Annotated in this window: 15 protein-coding genes; all 15 read left to right on the forward strand. The window is 68.5% G+C overall.

Annotated elements, in window-relative coordinates; genetic code table 11:
* Positions 1-148: 148 nt before the first annotated feature.
* The 15 genes from fliE (at position 149) to XARJCFBP2528_RS17695 (ending at position 14,844) form a co-directional block, all read left to right on the forward strand.
* Complete coding sequence (fliE, locus tag XARJCFBP2528_RS17625; protein ID WP_006449786.1) at positions 149-520, forward strand: flagellar hook-basal body complex protein FliE; 372 nt, start codon at positions 149-151, stop codon at positions 518-520.
* Between the two features lie 13 nt (positions 521-533).
* A complete protein-coding gene (gene fliF / locus XARJCFBP2528_RS17630; RefSeq protein WP_016904679.1) occupies positions 534-2,264 on the forward strand; it encodes a flagellar basal-body MS-ring/collar protein FliF in 1,731 nt (576 codons plus the stop codon).
* Positions 2,265-2,274: 10 nt separating this feature from the next.
* Positions 2,275-3,264 carry a flagellar motor switch protein FliG gene (gene fliG / locus XARJCFBP2528_RS17635; protein WP_016904678.1) on the forward strand — a complete coding sequence of 330 codons (990 nt, stop codon included), beginning with the start codon at positions 2,275-2,277 and terminating at the stop codon, positions 3,262-3,264.
* The gene (locus tag XARJCFBP2528_RS17640; RefSeq protein ID WP_016904677.1) at positions 3,261-3,881 is read left to right on the forward strand and encodes a FliH/SctL family protein; all 621 of its coding nucleotides are present in this window, start codon (positions 3,261-3,263) and stop codon (positions 3,879-3,881) included. Before fliG ends, XARJCFBP2528_RS17640 begins: the two co-directional genes overlap by 4 nt.
* Entirely contained in the window at positions 3,878-5,254 is a 1,377-nt protein-coding gene (gene fliI / locus XARJCFBP2528_RS17645; RefSeq protein WP_016904676.1) for a flagellar protein export ATPase FliI, read from the forward strand. The genes XARJCFBP2528_RS17640 and fliI overlap by 4 nt, the downstream gene beginning before the upstream one ends.
* 3 nt (positions 5,255-5,257) lie before the next feature.
* The gene (gene fliJ, locus XARJCFBP2528_RS17650) at positions 5,258-5,713 is read left to right on the forward strand and encodes a flagellar export protein FliJ (protein WP_016904675.1); all 456 of its coding nucleotides are present in this window, start codon (positions 5,258-5,260) and stop codon (positions 5,711-5,713) included.
* Complete coding sequence (locus XARJCFBP2528_RS17655) at positions 5,710-6,999, forward strand: flagellar hook-length control protein FliK (protein WP_047124960.1); 1,290 nt, start codon at positions 5,710-5,712, stop codon at positions 6,997-6,999. The genes fliJ and XARJCFBP2528_RS17655 overlap by 4 nt, the downstream gene beginning before the upstream one ends.
* A 190-nt stretch (positions 7,000-7,189) precedes the next feature.
* A complete protein-coding gene (locus tag XARJCFBP2528_RS17660; protein ID WP_016904990.1) occupies positions 7,190-7,714 on the forward strand; it encodes a flagellar basal body-associated FliL family protein in 525 nt (174 codons plus the stop codon).
* A gap of 10 nt (positions 7,715-7,724) precedes the next feature.
* Positions 7,725-8,738, forward strand: coding sequence for a flagellar motor switch protein FliM (gene fliM, locus XARJCFBP2528_RS17665; RefSeq protein WP_016904991.1), 1,014 nt, complete (start codon positions 7,725-7,727; stop codon positions 8,736-8,738).
* Positions 8,735-9,073: a flagellar motor switch protein FliN gene (gene fliN / locus XARJCFBP2528_RS17670; RefSeq protein ID WP_016904992.1), complete on the forward strand. Its 339-nt coding sequence runs from the start codon at positions 8,735-8,737 to the stop codon at positions 9,071-9,073. The genes fliM and fliN overlap by 4 nt, the downstream gene beginning before the upstream one ends.
* On the forward strand, positions 9,070-9,477 hold the full coding sequence (gene fliO, locus XARJCFBP2528_RS17675; RefSeq protein ID WP_047124961.1) for a flagellar biosynthetic protein FliO: 408 nt from the start codon (positions 9,070-9,072) through the stop codon (positions 9,475-9,477). Before fliN ends, fliO begins: the two co-directional genes overlap by 4 nt.
* Position 9,478: 1 nt before the next feature.
* Entirely contained in the window at positions 9,479-10,324 is an 846-nt protein-coding gene (gene fliP / locus XARJCFBP2528_RS17680; protein WP_047124962.1) for a flagellar type III secretion system pore protein FliP, read from the forward strand.
* 370 nt (positions 10,325-10,694) lie between these two features.
* Positions 10,695-10,964, forward strand: a complete 270-nt coding sequence (locus tag XARJCFBP2528_RS17685; protein WP_005917968.1) for a flagellar biosynthetic protein FliQ — start codon at positions 10,695-10,697, stop codon at positions 10,962-10,964.
* A gap of 14 nt (positions 10,965-10,978) precedes the next feature.
* Positions 10,979-11,770: a flagellar biosynthetic protein FliR gene (gene fliR / locus XARJCFBP2528_RS17690; RefSeq protein ID WP_024937668.1), complete on the forward strand. Its 792-nt coding sequence runs from the start codon at positions 10,979-10,981 to the stop codon at positions 11,768-11,770.
* Positions 11,771-11,892: 122 nt separating this feature from the next.
* Positions 11,893-14,844, forward strand: coding sequence for a diguanylate cyclase (locus tag XARJCFBP2528_RS17695; protein ID WP_016904239.1), 2,952 nt, complete (start codon positions 11,893-11,895; stop codon positions 14,842-14,844).
* Positions 14,845-15,020 lie beyond the last annotated feature (176 nt).

Here is a 15,020-nt window from a genome sequence, read left to right on the forward strand (position 1 = left end):
TCTGCACCCAATACTCCCGGGCCATCCCCCAGCGCCGGACCCATCCGCGTTGACTTAAAGCCCCTCCCCGCCCCCGGCGCCGGAATCCCGGCGCGGTTTCGGCACGCCGCTTGCATTGGTGTGGATGCCTCCCTGGCTGACCGCACCCATGAGCGACTCCGTTACCTCCATCCTCTCGCAGATCCGCAGCTACCAGACGCAGATGGGCCAAGGCCCGATGGGCGCGGTGGGCGATGCGGCGCGCGGCAATCAGATCCAGGGGCTGGCCGGCACGCAGGGAACACCGGCCACCCAGGCACCGAGCTTCAGCGAGACCTTGCGCGGCGCCATCGGCGGCGTCAACGAGGCCCAGCAAAAGTCCGGCGCCTTGGCCAAGGCCTTTGAAATGGGCGACCCCAGTGCCGATCTGGCACGGGTCATGGTCGCCTCCCAGCAGTCCCAGGTGGCCTTCCGCGCCACCGTGGAAGTCCGCAACCGTCTCGTCCAGGCTTATCAGGACGTCATGAACATGCCGCTGTAAGGGTTGACGACACATGGCTCTCGCGATCACCAAAGAAAACATGAACCAGAACGCCGAAAAGGCGGGGCAATGGTTCGACCGTGTCCGCAGCCTGCAGATCACCCGCAAGCTGACCATGATGGCGATGATCGCCGTGGCGGTGGCGGCCGGTCTGGCGGTGTTCTTCTGGTCGCAGAAGCCCGGTTACCAGTCGCTGTACACCGGCCTGGACGACAAGGGCAATGCCGAAGCGGCCGACCTGCTGCGCACCGCGCAGATCCCGTTCAAGATAGATCAGGACACCGGCGCCATCTCGGTGCCGCAGGACCGTCTGTACGACGCCCGCCTGAAACTGGCCGGCTCCGGCCTGACCGGCAAGGAGACCGGCGGCGGCTTCGAGCTGATGGAAAAGGACCCCGGTTTCGGCGTCAGCCAGTTCGTCGAAAATGCCCGCTACCAGCACGCCCTGGAAACCGAACTGTCGCGCACCATCGGCACCTTGCGCCCGGTGCGCGAGGCCCGTGTGCATCTGGCCATTCCCAAGCCCAGCGCCTTCACCCGCCAGCGTGACGTGGCCAGCGCCTCGGTGGTGCTGGAGCTGCGCGGCGGCCAGGGCCTGGAGCGCAACCAGGTCGATGCAATCGTCAACCTGGTCGCCTCCAGCATCCCGGACATGACCCCCGAGCGCGTCACCGTGGTCGACCAGAGCGGCCGCATGCTCTCCATCGCCGACCCCAACAGCGACGCCGCCCAGCATGCCGCCCAGTTCGAACAGGTGCGTCGCCAGGAAAGCTCCTACAACCAGCGTATCCGCGAGCTGCTCGAGCCGATGACCGGCCCGGGCCGGGTCAACCCGGAAGTCAGCGTGGACATGGACTTCTCGGTGGTCGAGGAAGCCCGCGAGCTCTACAACGGCGAACCGGCCAAGCTGCGCAGCGAACAGGTCAGCGACACCAGCACCAGCGCCACCGGCCCGCAGGGCCCCCCTGGCGCCACCAGCAACAGCCCCGGCCAGCCGCCGGCGCCGGCCGCAAACGCCACTGCCGGCGCACCGGGCACCCCGGCCGCTGCCAATGGCCAGGCCGCCGCACCGGCCGCGCCGACCGAAAGTTCCAAGAGCGCCACCCGCAATTACGAATTGGACCGGACCTTGCAACACACCCGCCAGCCGGCCGGCCGCATCAAGCGGGTGTCGGTGGCGGTGCTGCTGGACAACGTCCCGCGCCCCGGTGCCAAGGGCAAGATGGTCGAGCAGCCGCTGACGGCCGCCGAGCTCACCCGCATCGAGGGCCTGGTCAAGCAGGCGGTGGGCTTCGACGCGGCCCGTGGCGACACGGTGTCGGTGATGAACGCCCCGTTCGTGCGCGAAGCGGTCGCCGGCGAGGAAGGTCCGAAATGGTGGGAAGACCCGCGCGTGCAGAACGGTCTGCGCCTGCTGGTCGGTGCGGTGGTGGTGCTGGCGCTGCTGTTCGGCGTGGTGCGCCCCACCCTGCGCCAGCTCACCGGCGTGACCGCGATCAAGGAAAAGCAGGCCAAGGGCGGCAACGATGGCACTCCGCAGAGCGCCGACGTGCGGATGGTCGACGATGACGACCTGATGCCGCGCCTGGAAGAGGACACCGCCCAGCTCGGTCAGGACCGCAAGAACCCGATCGCGCTGCCGGACGCCTACGAAGAACGCATGCGTCTTGCACGCGAAGCAGTCAAAGCCGATTCAAAACGTGTCGCACAAGTCGTGAAGGGATGGGTCGCCAGTGAAGCCTGATACACCACCGATGACCGGCGTACAGCGCGCCGCCGTGCTGCTGCTGTCGCTCGGGGAAAGCGACGCCGCCGAAGTGCTCAAGCACATGGACCCCAAGGAGGTGCAGAAGATCGGCATCGCCATGGCCACCATGACCGGCATCTCGCGCGATCAGGTCGAGAAGGTGATGGACGAGTTCAACGGCGAACTGGCCGGCAAGACCTCGCTGGGCGTGGGCGCCGACGACTACATCCGCAACGTGCTGATCCAGGCGCTGGGCGCCGACAAGGCCGGTGGCCTGATCGACCGCATCCTGCTCGGCCGCAACACCACCGGCCTGGACACGCTGAAGTGGATGGACCCGCGCGCGGTGGCCGACCTGGTGCGCAACGAGCACCCGCAGATCATCGCCATCGTCATGGCACATCTGGACAGCGACCAGGCCGCCGAGGCCCTGAAGCTGCTGCCCGAGCGCACCCGCGCCGACGTGCTGCTGCGCATCGCCACCCTGGACGGCATCCCGCCCAATGCGCTGAGCGAGCTCAACGACATCATGGAGCGCCAGTTTTCCGGCAACCAGAACCTCAAGTCGTCCAATGTGGGCGGCATCAAGGTGGCCGCCAACATCCTCAACTTCCTGGACACCGGCGCTGACCAGGGCGTGCTGGGCGAGATCGGCAAGATCGACGCCGACCTGGCCGGCAAGATCCAGGACCTGATGTTCGTGTTCGACAACCTGGTGGACCTGGACGACCGCGGCCTGCAGACGCTGTTGCGCGAGGTCTCCGGCGAGCGCCTGGGCCTGGCCCTGCGCGGTGCCGACGTCAAGGTGCGCGAGAAGATCACCCGCAACATGTCCCAGCGCGCCGCCGAGATCCTGCTCGAGGACATGGAAGCGCGCGGCCCGGTGCGCCTGGCCGACGTGGAAGCGGCGCAGAAGGAAATCCTCACCATCGTCCGCCGCCTGGCTGACGAAGGCGCCATCAGCCTGGGCGGCGCCGGTGCGGAGGCGATGGTATGAACGACATCGTCACCCGCTGGCTGGCCCCCGACCTGCACCTGGAGCCGGCCCCGCCAGCGCCGGAGTATGACGAGCCGGCCGTGCTCGAGCCGGTGCTGCGTCCGCCGACCCTCGAAGAGATCCAGGCGATCGAGGACGCCGCCCAGCAGGAAGGCTTCGCCCGCGGACATGCCGAAGGCTTTGCCCAGGGCCAGTCCGAAGTGCGCCGCCTGACCGCGCAGATCGACGGCATCCTGGACAACTTCACCCGCCCGCTGGCGCGGCTGGAGAACGAAGTGGTCGGCGCGCTCGGCGAACTGGCCGTGCGCATCGCCGGCTCGCTGGTCGGGCGTGCCTATCAGGCCGACCCGCAGCTGCTGGCCGAGCTGGTGCAGGAGGCCGTCGATGCGGTCGGCGGCGCCGGCCGCGAGGTGGAAGTGCGCCTGCACCCGGACGACATCACCGCGCTGCTGCCGCATCTGGCGCCCAGCAGCACCACCCGCGTGGCCCCGGACCTAAGCCTGAGCCGCGGCGACCTGCGCGTGCACGCCGAAAGCGTGCGCGTGGACGGCACCTTGGACGCGCGCCTGCGGGCCGCGCTGGAGACAGTCATGCGCAAATCCGGAGCGGGCCTGTGAGCGCCCTGCTGGGTGCCACCCCGGCCGACTGGCTGGATGCACGCAACCTGCGCCTGGCCACCCGCCTGAGCGGACTCGGGCTGGAACCGAGCGCCGGCCGCACCCTGATCCGCGAAGGCATCCTGCGCCGCGCGGTCGGCCTGACCCTGGAAGCCACCGGCTGCGAGGCGCCGATGGGCGCCACCTGCAAGGTCGAAGTCGACGGTGGCTGGGTCGATGCCGAAGTGGTCGGCTTTGCCGGCGAACGCACCTACCTGATGCCCAGCGCCGAACTGCATGGCCTGCTGCCCAACGCCCGTGTGGTGCCCTCGCGGCGCCGCGGCGGCGTGGAAGTGGGCGAAGGCCTGCTCGGCCGCGTCATCGACAGCGACGGCACCCCGCTCGACGGCAAGGGCCCGATCCGCGGCGAAGGCAGCGTCAGCATGGCCGGCGTGTCGATCAACCCGCTGGCGCGCGAGCCCATCACCACCTCGCTGGATGTCGGCGTGCGCGCGATCAACGCGCTGCTGCCGATCGGCCGCGGCCAGCGCGTCGGCCTGTTCGCCGGCTCCGGCGTCGGTAAATCGACACTGCTCGGCATGATGACCCGCTTCACCTCGGCCGACGTGATCGTGGTCGGGCTGATCGGCGAACGTGGCCGCGAAGTGCGCGACTTCGTCGAAACCACGCTGGGCGAGGAAGGCCTGCGCCGCGCCGTGGTGGTGGCCGCCCCGGCCGACCGCCCGCCGTTGGCGCGCCTGCATGGCGCCTACCGCGCCACCGCCATCGCCGAATGGTTCCGCGACCAGGGCCTGAACGTGCTGCTGCTGATGGACTCGCTGACCCGCTTCGCCCAGGCGCAGCGCGAGATCGGCCTGTCGGTCGGCGAGCCGCCGACCACCCGCGGCTACCCGCCGTCGGTGTTCGCCAAATTGCCGGCACTGGTGGAACGCGCCGGCAACGGCGCCAAGGGGCGCGGCTCGATCACCGCCTTCTACACCGTGCTGACCGAGGGCGACGACCCGCAGGACCCGATCGCCGACGCTGCGCGCGCCATCCTGGACGGCCACATCCTGCTGTCGCGCCGGGTTGCCGACAGCGGCCTGTACCCGGCCATCGACGTCGAATCCTCGGTCAGCCGTGTGGTGCAGGACATCGCCGACGACACCTGGCGCCTGCGCATCCGCAAGCTCAAGCGTCTGCTGTCGGCCTACACCGCCAACCGCGACCTGATCGCCATCGGCGCCTATCAGCGCGGCAGCGACCCGGCCACCGACGAAGCATTGGCGCGCTGGCCGGAGATCGTCGAATTCCTCGGCCAGGACGTCCACCGGGCCGCCGACCTGCCCGACAGCCTGTCCGCGTTGCAGCGGCTGGTCGAACCCGAGAACTAATCCATGATGCAGTCCAAACGGATCGACCCCCTGCTGCGCCGCGCCCAGGAACAGGAAGACAAGGTCGCGCGCGACTTGGCCGAGCGTCAGCGCGCCCTGGACACCCACCAGTCGCGCCTGGAAGAGCTGCGCCGCTACGCCGAGGAATACGCCAACAGCCACATGGCCGGCACCAGCGCCGCTGCACTGACCAACCGCCGCGCCTTCCTGGACCGGCTCGACAGCGCCGTGCTGCAGCAGGCGCAGACCGTCGAAAACAACCGCAACAAGGTGGAAGCCGAGCGCACCCGGCTGCTGCTGGCCAGCCGCGAGAAGCAGGTGCTGGAGCAACTGGCGGCCAGCTACCGCGCGCAGGAGAACAAGGTGATCGAACGCCGCGACCAGCGTGAGATGGACGACCTCGGCGCGCGTCGTTCGCGCCTGGCCCGCAGCGAAGACACCCACGGAGAATCCGCATGAACCCCTTGTCCGCTTTTGCCGCCGGCCTCGGCGCACTCGCCGGCACCGGCAAGAAATCCAGCTACAGCGATCCCTCGTCCGAGCCGGACGCCGGCCAGGACCAGTTTGCGCGCATGCTCAACCCGGCCAACACGCCGAACCAGGCCCCGCCGCAGGCGCCCGAGCGCGTGCCGGCCAAGCAGGCCGCGCCCAAGTCCAACCAGCCCGACAAGCAGCGCAGCGACGACGACCACGGCGACGACGCGCCGGGCGATGCCACCGCACGCCCGCGCGCGCAGGACGGCGATGCCAAGGCCGCCAAGTCCGGTGCGACCAAGGAGCCGGCTGCCGCCGACGGTAGCAGCGCTGCCGCCACCGCCAAGACCGGCAAGGGCAGCAAGACCGCGAGCAACGGCGAAGACGCACAAGCCGACGCAGCCACCGCCACCGACACCGGCTGGCCACCGCCGGGCCTGGGCGGCTTCGGCATGGGTCTGCTGGCGCAGGCACTGCCGGGCGGCGATGTGCTGGCGGCCGCGGCTGCGGCACTGGCTGCCGGGGTGACCGCTGCCGCCGGCGCCACGCCGGCTGCAACCGCGCTGACGACCGACGCGGCCGCACCCACCGCACCCGCGACCGCCGGCACCGCCCTGCCCTCGTTGGGCGCGCTGGCACCGGCTGCCACCGCAGGCGCCAAGCCCACCTCCGTCACCGCCTTGAGCGGCGACGCCCAGGCAGCCGCGCTGATGAGCATGGCGACCAAGGCGCTGGACCCGGGCACCGACGACAGCGCCGGCCCGGCCGCGCCGGACGCCCCGGCGTTCGTGCTGCCGACCACCACGGCGGCCGCGCTCGGCCGCCTGCAGGACCCGGCGCCAGTGTTCAGCGCCTCGCCCACCCCGACCCCGGAAATGGGCAGCGACACCTTCGACGACGCCATCGGCGCGCGCATGAGCTGGCTGGCCGACCAGAAGATCGGCCATGCCCATATCAAGGTGACCCCGAACGAGATGGGCCCGGTCGAGGTGCGGCTGCATCTGGAGGGCGACAAGGTCAACGCCAGCTTCAGCTCCGCCAATGCCGACGTGCGCCAGGCGCTGGAGCAGAGCCTGCCGCGCCTGCGCGAAATGCTCGGCCAGAATGGCTTCCAGCTCGGCCAGGCCGATGTCGGCCAGCAACAGCAGAGCCAGTCCGGCAACCGCAACGGCGGCAGCGATGGCACTGGCCTCAGCCTGGACGACAGCCCGCCCGTCGGAATTCCGTCGGTCGTGTTACGCCAGCGTGGATTGTTGGACGCCTACGCCTGAGCGCGCGCGCCGGGCACGCCCCGGCGCGGCTGAAACCTGGATGCCGGCAAGCTCCGGCACCGCCCCACGCCCCTCGCAGCGCAAGGCCTGCGGGGGTTTTGCCGTTGAACCTGCACGCGCGCCAGGAAACCGTCGCCGGATTGGCACGCCAATTGCATCCACTGGGTGAGCATTCCCCCTGGAGCAGACTGTGGCAGCCGCGGAAAAACCCAAGAAGACCGAAGACAAAGACGACAAGGGCGACAAGAAGAAGGGCGGCAAGAAACTTCTGCTGATCGCCGTCGGGGTCGTGGTGCTGGCCGCTGCCGGTGGCGGCGCCTGGTTCTTCTTCGGCCACAAGGGCGAGGAGAAAGACGGCAAGCACGCCGCGCCCAAGGTGGCCGAGGTGCCCAAGCCGGCGCAGTACTTCCCGATGGACCCGGCGATCGTGGTCAACCTGGCCGATCCCGGCGACGGCCCGCAGTACCTGCAGGTCGAAGTGCAGCTGGTCACCCGCGACCCGGAAGACCTCAAGCTGATCACCGAAAACGCCCCGGCCATCCGCGCGCATCTGCTGATGCTGCTGTCGCAGGTCAAGGCCACCGATGTGGCCGACCTGGTCGGCAAGCAGAAGCTGCAGAAGGCCGCCCTGGCCGAAGCGCAGAAGGTCATGACCAGCGAGACCGGCAAGAAGTGCGTCGAAGAACTGCTGTTCACCAGTTTCGTCACCCAGTAAGGCCTGCCCCATGAGCGTCAGCGATCTGCTTTCCCAGGACGAAATCGATGCCCTGCTGCATGGCGTGGATTCGGGTGCGGTCAACACCGAGCCGGAGCCGCTGCCCGGCGAGGCGCGCCAGTACGACCTGTCCAGCCAGGACCGCATCATCCGTGGCCGCATGCCGACCCTGGAGATGGTCAACGAGCGCTTCGCGCGGCTGTGGCGCATCGGCCTGTTCAACCTGATCCGGCGCTCGGCCGACCTGTCGGTGCGCGGCATCGACCTGGTCAAGTTCAACGAGTACATGCACTCACTGTATGTGCCCACCAACCTCAACCTGATCCGCTTCAAGCCGCTGCGCGGCACCGGCCTGATCGTGTTCGAACCCACGCTGGTATTCACCGTGGTGGACAACTTCTTCGGTGGCGACGGCCGTTACCACACCCGTATCGAAGGTCGCGAATTCACCGCCACCGAGATGCGCGTGGTGCAGCTGATGCTCAAGCAGACCTTCGCCGACCTCAAGGAAGCCTGGGCGCCGGTGATGGAAGTGGACTTCGAATACATCAACTCGGAGATCAACCCGCACTTCGCCAACATCGTCACCCCGCGCGAGTACGTGGTGGTGTGCCGCTTCCATGTGGAGCTGGAAGGCGGCGGCGGCGAGATCCACATCACCCTGCCGTATTCGATGCTGGAGCCGATCCGCGAACTGCTCGATGCCGGCATCCAGAGCGACCGCAACGACCGCGACGACTCCTGGAACGTGATGCTGCGCGAGCAGCTGGACACCGCCGAGGTGACCCTGTCCAGCGTGCTGGCCAGCAAGCGCATGAGCCTGCGCCAGCTCACCGGCCTGAAGATCGGCGACATCCTGCCGATCGACCTGCCCGCACAGGTGCCGTTGTGCGTGGAAGACATCCCGTTATTCACCGGCGAATTCGGCGTTTCCAATGGCAACAACGCCGTCAAGATCACCGCCGTACGCCCGCCCGGCGTGCAAGCCCCACGCGCCGTTCCCTCCCAGGACTCCAGCAAATGATCAACTCCGACATCCTCGACGCCGCGCCTGCCACCTTCGACAGCCTGCAGGCCGAGCACGACCAGAATGCCACCGACCTCAACCTGGACGTCATCCTGGACGTGCCGGTGACGCTGTCGCTGGAAGTGGGCCGCGCGCGCATCCCGATCCGCAACCTGCTGCAGCTCAATCAGGGCTCGGTGGTGGAACTGGAGCGCGGCGCCGGCGAGCCGCTGGACGTGTACGTCAACGGCACCTTGATCGCGCATGGCGAAGTCGTCGTCATCAACGACCGCTTCGGCATCCGCCTGACCGACGTGGTCAGCCCCAGCGAACGGATCCGGAGGCTGCGGTGATCGGCCTGCTGGCCACTGCCGCGCCGGTCGCGGCCAAGGCCACCCAGGTCGGCGCGCAGGCGCCGTCCTCGCCCAGCCTGTTTGGCGCGGTGTTTGCATTGCTGCTGGTGCTGGCGCTGATCGTCGGCCTGGGCTGGTTGCTCAAGCGCATGCCCGGCAGCGGTTTCCGCAGTACCGAGGGCCTGCGGGTGGTGACCAGCCTGGCGGTGGGTGCCAAGGAACGCGTGGTGGTGGTGGAGGTCAACGGCCAGCAGTTGTTGCTCGGCGTCACCGCCGGCGGCATCAACACCTTGCACACCCTGTCCGAACCGCTGCCGTCCGCGCCCGCCCCCACCCTGCCCAACTTCAAGCAACTTCCCAATTTCGCCCAGCTGCTGGCACAGAAGCTGCGCAAGGACACGTGACATGTTGAGTCGTTGGAATCGCTGGGGGCGCAGCCTCCGCCTGATGCTGATCCTGCTGGTGATGAGCTGCCCGCTGCTGGCCGCTGCCACGCCTGCCGCATTGCCGGCCATGGCCCAGGCCGCCGCTCCTGCCGCCGCGCCTGCGAGAGCGTCGGCCGGCGCCAATCAGCTGCCGTCGTTGCCCAATGTCAGCGTCGGCCGCATCGGCGACCAGCCGGTGAGCCTGCCGCTGCAGACCTTGCTGCTGATGACGGCGATCACCCTGCTGCCGTCGATGCTGCTGGTGCTGACCGCCTTCACCCGCATCACCATCGTGCTGGGCCTGCTGCGCCAGGCGCTGGGCACCGGCCAGACCCCGTCCAACCAGGTGCTGCTGGGGCTGTCGATGTTCCTGACCGCGCTGGTGATGATGCCGGTGTGGCAGAAGATGTGGGGCGCCGGCCTGTCGCCGTACCTCAACAACCAGATCGATTTCCAGACCGCCTGGACGCTGACCACCCAGCCGCTGCGTGCCTTTATGCTGGCGCAGATCCGCGAGACCGACCTGATGACCTTCGCCGGCATGGCCGGCGACGGCAAGTACGCCGGCCCGGACGCGGTGCCGTTCCCGGTGCTGGTGGCCTCGTTCGTGACCAGCGAGCTGAAGACGGCGTTCGAGATCGGCTTTCTGATCTTCATCCCGTTCGTGATCATCGACCTGGTGGTCGCCAGCGTGCTGATGTCGATGGGCATGATGATGCTGTCGCCGATGTTGATCTCGGCGCCGTTCAAGATCCTGCTGTTCATCCTGGTGGATGGCTGGGTGCTGGTGGTGGGCACATTGGCCGCGAGCTTCAACGCGTCGTAGCCAAGAGGGTTGCATGCGCCGCCCTGACGGCGTGTCGACCCGGCCTGCCGCTTCGGCATGGGCCCGACGTCGAGCAACAGACGCAGAGCACACAGCAAGCGCGCCAGCCAGTGCAGCCGATAGCGGCCGAAGCGCACAGCTGAGCGACGCCCCAGCGGAACCACCCAACACGCATGGCTTCGCCTCGCACCCTGACCCCAACCCCTCTCCCGCTGGAGAGGGGCGAGCCTCTGCAGACCGTAGCTTCGTAAGCCCCGACACTGTCGCACCAGCTCAAATCTTCTCCCCCTATTCACGCTCCCGCCTCCCGCCTCCCGATTCCCGATTCCCCAATCCCGTCCTTTGGCACCCCACTTGCATCACCACACCCATGAGCCCTGAAATCGCCCTGACCGAATTGCGTGGTGGCCTGGTCACCGTCCTGTGGATTGCCGGCCCGATGTTGTTGGCGGTGCTGGTCGTCGGTGTCGTGATCGGTGTGGTGCAGGCCGCCACCCAGTTGAACGAGCCGACCATCGCCTTCGTGGCCAAGGCGGTGGCGTTGACGGCCACCTTGTTTGCCACCGGCAGCATGCTGCTGGGGCATCTGGTGGAGTTCACCATTGCGCTGTTCCAGCGCATACCGCATCTGATCGGCTAGCGGAACCCGTCCGGATGGATGCTGCCACCCAGATGGTGATCGACGGCCAGCGCGCGTTTGCGATGGTCGGGGCGATCATGTGGACCATGCTGCGCACCGGTGCGTTGCTGACCGCGATGCCGTTGATCGGCACGCGCGCGGTGCCGGGACGGGTGCGGGTGATGCTGGCCGGGACCTTGTCGATGGTGCTGGCGCCGCTGCTGCCGCCGGTGCCGGACTGGGACGGTTTCACCGCGCAGGCGGTGCTCAGCGTCGCCCGTGAGCTGGCGGTGGGCGCCAGCATGGGCTTCATGCTCAAGCTGATCTTCGAGGCCGGCGCGATGGCCGGCGAGCTGGTGTCGCAGTCCACCGGCCTGTCGTTTGCGCAGATGTCCGACCCGCTGCGCGGGGTCACCTCCGGGGTGATCGCGCAGTGGTTCTATCTCGGGTTCGGCTTGCTGTTCTTCGCGGCCAACGGACACCTGGCGGTGATCGCGTTATTGGTGGACAGCTACAAGGCCCTGCCGATCGGCACCGCGCTTCCCGATGCCGCCGCCTTCGCCGAGGTGGCGCCGACCCTGTTCCTGCAGATCCTGCGCGGCGGGCTCACCCTGGCACTGCCGATGATGGTGGCGATGCTGGCGGTCAACCTGGCCTTCGGCGCGCTGGCCAAGGCCGCTCCGGCGCTGAATCCGATGCAGCTGGGCCTGCCGCTGACGGTGTTGCTGGGGCTGTTCCTGCTGTCCAGCTTCGCCAGCGAATTCGCGCCGCCCGTGCAACGCATGTTCGATACCGCCTTCGACGCTGCCAGGGATTTGACTGCCTAGCGGACACATCCATAAGTGTGAACTGCCTCAAGTTTTTTTTTCGCCCGTCAGCCGTCAACGCCACAGGACGATTGATACCGCCAATCGCCATCACTCACCCACGCCAAATCCCGCGGGAACCGATGCCCAAGCTGTCTGCGCTGTTCGCTCCGATTGCGTCACGACGCGGCCACTGGTGGGCCTGGGCCTGCCTGTGGATTGCCGGGCTGGTGGTGTGCGGCCACCTGCAGGCGCAGACCTACAGCTTCCGCGACTACGCCCAGGCCGATGGCCTGCAGGGCATGACCGTCAACAGCCTGCTCGAAGACCGCCAGGGTGTGGTCTGGGTGGGCACCGAGCTGGCCCTGCACCGCTTCGAGCGCGAGAGTTTCATACCGGTCGGCCAGGAAAGCGGCCTGGATGCGCGCTATATCCGCGCCCTGGCGCTGGATGCGGCAGGACGGTTATGGGTGGCCAGTGCCAACGGCGTGTTCGTACGCGACGGCAGTGCGTTCGTGCAGCTGCTGCGCGACGGCAAACCGATCCGCGCCGACAGCGGCAATGTGCTGGCCGCCTACGCCGACGGCATGGTGGTGGTCAGCGAGAACGCCTTGCTGCGCCTGTCGCCCGATCACACGGGCGGCTGGTCGGTGCACCCGCTGCCGTTGCAGCTGGCCGATGGCACCAGCCTGCCGGCCGGCAAGGCGTTACTTGCCGATGGCACGGCGCTATGGAGCAGCTGCGGGCCGCACGTCTGCCGGATCGACGAGAACGGACGCACCGAGTTGCTCGGCGAAGCCGACGGAGTGCCGGAGCGGCAGTGGCGGGCGATCTTTCGCGACCACCAGAACACCCTGTGGCTGCGCGGCGGTGGCCTGGTGCTGTCGCGCGCGCCGGGCGAGCGTGTATTCCGCAACCATGCGGCGCCGGCAGGCACCAGCTTCGACACGCTCTCGGCCGCCACCACTCTGTCCGAAGATGCACAGGGCCGCCTGCTGACACGCTCCGATCGCGGCCTGGTGCGCTGGGAAGGCGATCACTGGCGCTACTTCGGCCACGACCAGGGGCTGCCGATCAGCCCGATGGTCGGCCCGTTGCTGATGCAGCGCACCGGCCAGCTATGGATCGGTACCCGTGGCCTGGGCGTGCAGCGCTGGCTGGGCTACGGCAACATCGAACACTGGGACGAAAGCCAGGGCCTGGCGGAAGCGCCGACCTGGATGATCCAGCGCCTGCCCAGCGGGGAACTGCTGGTCGGCAGCGATGCCGGCTCCAATCTGCTGGATCCGCGCAGCGGGCGCATGCAGCCCTGGACGCTGGACGACGGCCAGCCGCTGCTGCAGTCGATCTCCCTGGCGCTCTCGCCGACAGACGGCGCCGCTTGGGTGGCACGCTCGTCCGGCGCGCTGGCACGGCGCGATCCACGCAGCGGCCGGACCGTCGACGTGCTGCAGCTGGGCCTGCCGATCAACAAGTTGCTGTTCGACGCCGCCGGCACCTTGTGGATCACCACCCCGCGCGGCCTGTATCGCATGCCGCCGGGCGCGCCATACCAGGCCATCCGTGATCCGGGCGTGCCGGCCGCGTTTGTGGGCGATGTCGATCTCGATCCCCAGGGCGGGCTCTGGGCCAGCACCCGCGAGGGGCTGTACAAGCGGCAGGCAGACGGCGCCTGGCAACGCGTGCAGGTGCGTGGCGCGCTGCCCAGCCAGGATTTCTTCCTGATCGATTTTGCTCCCGATGGCGAGCTGTGGATCTCGCTGCGCGATACCGGGCTGTGGCATGGCCGCCTGCAGGCCGATGGCGTGCTGGCGCTGCGCGCGGTGGACGATCCGCTGGTGGCGCGGGTAATGCCGTTCATCCTGCGCCACGACCGCGAGGGCCGGCTGTGGCTGGGCAGCAGCCAGGGCCTGGACATGCTGGAAAACGGCCATTGGTCGCGGGCCACGCGCACCGAGGGCCTGTTGTGGGACGACATGTCGGCCAATGCGTTCTTCGAGGATGTGGACGGCAGCATCTGGCTCGGCAGCAGCCGCGGCGCCACCCATTTGATCGATCCGTTGCGCGTGTTCGCCGCACCGCCATTGCGCGTGGACATCCTGCGCGTGCGGCGTGGCGACCAGGCGATCACGCCGGGGGCGCAGGTCGATTGGTCGCAGGTGCCGCTGGATGTGGACGTCAGCGCACCCGGCGCCGAAGGCGGCCCGGACCGCATCAGCTTCCGCTACCGGGTGGAGGGCCACCAGGCGCGCTGGACCCAGACCTCGCTCAGTCACCTCACCTACCCGCTGTTGCCGCCCGGCACCTACACGCTGGAAGTCCAGGCGCTGGATGCCTACCAGCGCAGCGCCAGCCCGGTTGCGCGGCTGCGTTTCGTGCTGCGCCCGCCGTGGTGGCGCGGCGCGCCGGCAGTGGCCGGCTACGTGCTGCTGGGCATTGCTGCGGTGATCGCGCTGCTGCGCTGGCGCACGCGCAAACTGCTGCGGCGCAAACGCGAGCTGGAGCAACTGGTGGCCGAGCGCACTGCCGAGCTGGAACAGGACAAGCGCGAGCTGGAGGCGGCACGCGCCGAACTCGCGCTCAAGGCCACCCACGACGAGCTGACCGGGCTGCTCAATCGCGCCGGCATCCTGCACGCGCTGCGCGGCATGCTGGCGCGTGCCGATAACAGCGCGCGGCCGCCGGCAGTGGTGTTGATCGACCTGGACCACTTCAAGCTGGTCAACGATCAACACGGCCACCTGGCCGGGGACGCGGTGCTGGCCGAGGTCGGCCGGCGCCTGGATACGCTGGTACGCGGCGACGACCGCATCGGTCGCTACGGCGGCGAGGAATTGCTGGCGCTGCTGCCGGGGCTCAGTGCCGAAGCCACCCATCGCCTGCAGGCACTGCATCGCGGGATCTGCGGCAACTACCCGATCGATGGCGGCGTGCTGCCGGTGACCTGTTCGGTCGGGGTGGCCTGGTTCCAGCCGGGCGAAACCCTGGAACAGCTGCTGGCGCGCGCCGATGCCGCGCTCTATCGCGCCAAGCGCAATGGACGCAACCGCATCGATTACGACCATGTGCGCTACGACGCCGCGGCCAGCGGTTGAACCTGTACTCGTGCGCGAGCAGCACGCAGCCGTTTTGAAACCGGCATCAAGCCATCTGCGTGATCGCGCCTGCAGCAACAGTGTGCAGCTCGGGAACAACATGCCCTGGCAATGGCCGTGCGCCCTGCACAATCACGCCGCCATGCCTGCTTAAGCATTAAAGAAACACGCGTGAA

The sequence above is a fragment of the Xanthomonas arboricola pv. juglandis genome, from assembly GCF_001013475.1.
Classification (GTDB): Bacteria; Pseudomonadota; Gammaproteobacteria; order Xanthomonadales; family Xanthomonadaceae; genus Xanthomonas; species Xanthomonas arboricola.

Bases quoted from the DNA above. Each gene is read 5' to 3' on its own strand.
- fliE (WP_006449786.1), top strand. From the start codon at position 149: ATGAGCGACTCCGTTACCTCCATCCTCTCGCAGATCCGCAGCTACCAG.
- fliF (WP_016904679.1), top strand. From the start codon at position 534: ATGGCTCTCGCGATCACCAAAGAAAACATGAACCAGAACGCCGAAAAG.
- XARJCFBP2528_RS17685 (WP_005917968.1), top strand. From the start codon at position 10,695: ATGAGCCCTGAAATCGCCCTGACCGAATTGCGTGGTGGCCTGGTCACC.
- XARJCFBP2528_RS17640 (WP_016904677.1), top strand. From the start codon at position 3,261: ATGAACGACATCGTCACCCGCTGGCTGGCCCCCGACCTGCACCTGGAG.
- fliJ (WP_016904675.1), top strand. From the start codon at position 5,258: ATGATGCAGTCCAAACGGATCGACCCCCTGCTGCGCCGCGCCCAGGAA.
- fliR (WP_024937668.1), top strand. From the start codon at position 10,979: ATGGATGCTGCCACCCAGATGGTGATCGACGGCCAGCGCGCGTTTGCG.
- fliG (WP_016904678.1), top strand. From the start codon at position 2,275: ATGACCGGCGTACAGCGCGCCGCCGTGCTGCTGCTGTCGCTCGGGGAA.
- fliN (WP_016904992.1), top strand. From the start codon at position 8,735: ATGATCAACTCCGACATCCTCGACGCCGCGCCTGCCACCTTCGACAGC.
- fliM (WP_016904991.1), top strand. From the start codon at position 7,725: ATGAGCGTCAGCGATCTGCTTTCCCAGGACGAAATCGATGCCCTGCTG.
- fliP (WP_047124962.1), top strand. From the start codon at position 9,479: ATGTTGAGTCGTTGGAATCGCTGGGGGCGCAGCCTCCGCCTGATGCTG.
- XARJCFBP2528_RS17655 (WP_047124960.1), top strand. From the start codon at position 5,710: ATGAACCCCTTGTCCGCTTTTGCCGCCGGCCTCGGCGCACTCGCCGGC.
- XARJCFBP2528_RS17695 (WP_016904239.1), top strand. From the start codon at position 11,893: ATGCCCAAGCTGTCTGCGCTGTTCGCTCCGATTGCGTCACGACGCGGC.